At 56.3% G+C, this 5,344-nt stretch carries 3 rRNA genes; all 3 read right to left on the bottom strand.

Annotation, left to right across the window (positions count from 1 at the left end):
- Positions 1–79: ribosomal RNA gene (rrf, locus tag M4D77_RS23370) — 5S ribosomal RNA — on the bottom strand; the annotation flags it as partial.
- Positions 80–265: 186 nt separating this feature from the next.
- A 23S ribosomal RNA gene (locus tag M4D77_RS23365) occupies positions 266–3,396 on the bottom strand.
- Between the two features lie 457 nt (positions 3,397–3,853).
- A 16S ribosomal RNA gene (locus M4D77_RS23360) occupies positions 3,854–5,344 on the bottom strand; the annotation flags it as partial.

Below are 5,344 nucleotides of genomic sequence, written 5' to 3'. Positions count from 1 at the left end.
CAGTACCATTGGCGCTGGAGGGCTTAGCTTCCGGGTTCGGAATGGGGCCGGGCGTTTCCCCTCCGCTATAGCCGCCGTAACTTTGTGAAACAACACGCTCACGTAGTGTGCGTGTGTTTGTTTGTCACCTCTCACCACCCCGGTCACACCGTGGTGTTGTTGGGGGGTGTCCGGGGGGCGAAGCCACCCGGAGGAGTGTGTTGTTTCAGAAGTACATAGTGGATGCGAACACACCAAAACCGTGTTTGGTGATGTTGTGGGTGTTGTTGGTAAGTCCTCGGCCGATTAGTACCAGTCACCTGAACACATTGCTGTGCGTACAGTTCTGGCCTATCAACCCCATGGTCTGTGGGGGGCCTTAACCCCGCGAAGGGGGTGAGAAACCTCATCTTGGAACAGGCTTCCCGCTTAGATGCTTTCAGCGGTTATCCCTTCCGAACGTAGCTAACCAGCAGTGCCCCTGGCGGGACAACTGGCACACCAGAGGTTCGTCCGTCCCGGTCCTCTCGTACTAGGGACAGGTTTCCTCAAGTTTCTTACGCGCGCGGCGGATAGAGACCGAACTGTCTCACGACGTTCTAAACCCAGCTCGCGTGCCGCTTTAATGGGCGAACAGCCCAACCCTTGGGACCTACTCCAGCCCCAGGATGCGACGAGCCGACATCGAGGTGCCAAACCATCCCGTCGATATGGACTCTTGGGGAAGATCAGCCTGTTATCCCCGGGGTACCTTTTATCCGTTGAGCGACACCGCTTCCACTTGCCGGTGCCGGATCACTAGTCCCGACTTTCGTCCCTGCTCGACATGTACGTCTCACAGTCAAGCTCCCTTGTGCACTTACACTCAACACCTGATTGCCAACCAGGCTGAGGGAACCTTTGGGCGCCTCCGTTACCTTTTAGGAGGCAACCGCCCCAGTTAAACTACCCACCAGGCACTGTCCCTGAACCCGATCAGGGTCCGAGGTTAGAAGTCCAATACGATCAGAGTGGTATTTCAACAACGACTCCATGAACACTGGCGTGCCCACTTCACAGTCTCCCACCTATCCTACACAAACCGAACCGAACACCAATACCAAGCTATAGTGAAGGTCCCGGGGTCTTTTCGTCCTGCCGCGCGTAACGAGCATCTTTACTCGTACTGCAATTTCGCCGAGTCTGTGGTTGAGACAGCAGAGAAGTCGTTACGCCATTCGTGCAGGTCGGAACTTACCCGACAAGGAATTTCGCTACCTTAGGATGGTTATAGTTACCACCGCCGTTTACTGGGGCTTAAATTCTCAGCTTCACCACCCGAAGGTGATTAACCGGTCCTCTTAACCTTCCAGCACCGGGCAGGCGTCAGTCCGTATACATCGTCTTACGACTTCGCACGGACCTGTGTTTTTAGTAAACAGTCGCTTCTCTCTGGTCTCTGCGACCCACACCAGCTCAGACCGTAAAGATCGTCACCAGGATGGGTCCCCCTTCTCCCGAAGTTACGGGGGCATTTTGCCGAGTTCCTTAACCACAGTTCTCTCGATCGCCTTAGTATTCTCTACCTGACCACCTGTGTTGGTTTGGGGTACGGGCCGTGTACCAACTCACTAGAGGCTTTTCTCGGCAGCATAGGATCATGGAATTCGCCACAACGGCTACGCATCACCTCTCAGGCTATGTGAGTGACGGATTTGCCTATCACTCGCCCTACAGGCTTACACCAGTACAACCACTGACTGGCCCCACTACCTTCCTGCGTCACCCCATCGCTTGCCTACTACCAGCCAAGGTCCCATGCATCACCCCACTCGGCACCCGAAGGTGCTCCCGGGGGATCAGGATGGTTAGTACAACTGATTCAGCATGGGCGCGGATACACGGGTACGGGAATATCAACCCGTTGTCCATCGACTACGCCTGTCGGCCTCGCCTTAGGTCCCGACTCACCCTGGGCGGATTAGCCTGGCCCAGGAACCCTTGGTCATTCGGCGGCAGAGTTTCTCACTCTGCTTTCGCTACTCATGCCTGCATTCTCACTCCCACACCCTCCACACCTGGATCACTCCGGCGCTTCCACGGATGCAGGACGCTCCCCTACCCACCCACACACCTGGTCGACCCTCCATAGAAGATCGACGGGCTAACGTGTGAGTGCCGCGGCTTCGGCGGTGTACTTGAGCCCCGCTACATTGTCGGCGCAGGATCACTTGACCAGTGAGCTATTACGCACTCTTTCAAGGGTGGCTGCTTCTAAGCCAACCTCCTGGTTGTCTTCGCGACCCCACATCCTTTTCCACTTAGTACACGCTTAGGGGCCTTAGCCGGCGATCTGGGCTGTTTCCCTCTCGACTACGAACCTTATCGCCCGCAGTCTCACTGCCACACTCTCACTTACCGGCATTCGGAGTTTGGCTGACGTCAGTAACCCTGTGGGGCCCATCGGCCATCCAGTAGCTCTACCTCCAGTAAGAAACATGTGACGCTGCACCTAAATGCATTTCGGGGAGAACCAGCTATCACGGAGTTTGATTGGCCTTTCACCCCTACCCACAACTCATCCCCTCCATTTTCAACTGAAGTGGGTTCGGGCCTCCACGACGTCTTACCGACGCTTCACCCTGGCCATGGGTAGATCACTCCGCTTCGGGTCTAGACCCGGCGACTCAAACGCCCTATTCAGACTCGCTTTCGCTACGGCTACCCCACACGGGTTAACCTCGCCACCGAGCACTAACTCGCAGGCTCATTCTTCAAAAGGCACGCCATCACCCGCCCCGAAGGCACAGGCTTTGACGGATTGTAAGCGTCCGGTTTCAGGTACTATTTCACTCCCCTCCCGGGGTACTTTTCACCTTTCCCTCACGGTACTAGTCCGCTATCGGTCACCAGGAAGTATTCAGGCTTACCGGGTGGTCCCGGCAGATTCACAGCAGATTCCACGAGCCCGCTGCTACTTGGGGACACCGTCACGCAAGACCATGTGTTTTCAGCTACCGGACTCTCACCGACTACGGCAGACCATTCCAGGCCACTTCACCTAACACACAGTTTTCTCACTCACGCTTCCACAGGCAGATGGAAGAAGACGAACCCCACAACCCCACACACACAACCCCTACCCGGTATCACATGCGCATGGTTTAGCCTCCTCCGCTTTCGCTCGCCACTACTCACGGAATCACAATTGTTTTCTCTTCCTATGGGTACTGAGATGTTTCACTTCCCCACGTTCCCCCCACACAGCCTATACATTCAGCTGGTGGTAACACGACATCACTCGTGCTGGGTTTCCCCATTCGGACACCCTCGGATCACAGCTCGTTTGACAACTCCCCGAGGACTATCGCGGCCTACCACGTCCTTCATCGGCTCCTGGTACCAAGGCATCCACCGAACGCCCTTACACACTTACAACAACACCTACAAACAACCCCCCACCCACAACCAACCACACAGGCCAGCCATGAACGAGGATCGAATGTAGACACCACACAACACTACAATTTCTGCTAAATCACAGACCAGCACTCCAACAACAGTCGAAGCATTGGTTTGAAATAAAGATGCTCGCATCCACTATGCACTTCTCAAACAACACACACCCACCACCGTGCACGCGCTCCCGCAACCATCACAGTCACGATCACCACCCGCACCCCAGTCATGAGCTAGGTCAGAGACAACACACGTGTGTTCTCTCAGAACCCCGATAGCGTGACAATGAACCCGCCAGCCCTCACGGACCCGCGGTGACCCCCCGATCCCTCTACCGGTGTAGAAGGAGTGGGCCTGTCTGATGTTTCACCCTCGAACACACACCCACCGCACAGACATACGCCGGCAGAAATGGGTGATGTTGTGTGCTCCTTAGAAAGGAGGTGATCCAGCCGCACCTTCCGGTACGGCTACCTTGTTACGACTTCGTCCCAATCGCCGATCCCACCTTCGACAGCTCCCTCCCACAAGGGGTTAGGCCACCGGCTTCGGGTGTTACCGACTTTCATGACGTGACGGGCGGTGTGTACAAGGCCCGGGAACGTATTCACCGCAGCGTTGCTGATCTGCGATTACTAGCGACTCCGACTTCATGGGGTCGAGTTGCAGACCCCAATCCGAACTGAGACTGGCTTTAAGGGATTCGCTCCACCTCACGGTATCGCAGCCCTCTGTACCAGCCATTGTAGCATGTGTGAAGCCCTGGACATAAGGGGCATGATGACTTGACGTCATCCCCACCTTCCTCCGAGTTGACCCCGGCAGTCTCCTGCAAGTCCCCGGCATAACCCGCTGGCAATACAGGACAAGGGTTGCGCTCGTTGCGGGACTTAACCCAACATCTCACGACACGAGCTGACGACAGCCATGCACCACCTGTACACCAACCACAAGGGAACGACTATCTCTAGCCGCGTCTGGTGTATGTCAAACCCAGGTAAGGTTCTTCGCGTTGCATCGAATTAATCCACATGCTCCGCCGCTTGTGCGGGCCCCCGTCAATTCCTTTGAGTTTTAGCCTTGCGGCCGTACTCCCCAGGCGGGGTACTTAATGCGTTAGCTACGGCACGGATCCCGTGAAAAGGAACCCACACCTAGTACCCACCGTTTACGGCGTGGACTACCAGGGTATCTAATCCTGTTCGCTACCCACGCTTTCGCTCCTCAGCGTCAGTTACTACCCAGAGACCCGCCTTCGCCACCGGTGTTCCTCCTGATATCTGCGCATTTCACCGCTACACCAGGAATTCCAGTCTCCCCTGTAGTACTCAAGTCTGCCCGTATCGCCTGCACGCCTGCAATTGAGTTGCAGAATTTCACAGACGACGCGACAAACCGCCTACGAGCTCTTTACGCCCAGTAATTCCGGACAACGCTCGCACCCTACGTATTACCGCGGCTGCTGGCACGTAGTTGGCCGGTGCTTCTTCTCCAGGTACCGTCACTTCCGCTTCGTCCCTGGTGAAAGAGGTTTACAACCCGAAGGCCGTCATCCCTCACGCGGCGTCGCTGCATCAGGCTTGCGCCCATTGTGCAATATTCCCCACTGCTGCCTCCCGTAGGAGTCTGGGCCGTGTCTCAGTCCCAGTGTGGCCGATCACCCTCTCAGGTCGGCTACCCGTCGTCGCCTTGGTAGGCCATTACCCCACCAACAAGCTGATAGGCCGCGGGCCCATCCCACACCGCAAAAGCTTTCCACCAACCACCATGCGACAGTTGGTCATATCCGGTATTAGACCCAGTTTCCCAGGCTTATCCCAGAGTGCAGGGCAGATCACCCACGTGTTACTCACCCGTTCGCCACTCGAGTACCCAGCAAGCTGGGCCTTTCCGTTCGACTTGCATGTGTTAAGCACGCCGCCAGCGT

The sequence above is a fragment of the Gordonia sp. p3-SID1431 genome, assembly GCF_025143765.1.
GTDB classification, from domain to species: Bacteria; Actinomycetota; Actinomycetes; order Mycobacteriales; family Mycobacteriaceae; genus Gordonia; species Gordonia hongkongensis.
Note: the sequence above shows the minus strand (reverse complement) of the source record. Positions and strands in the feature narration are given on the sequence as shown.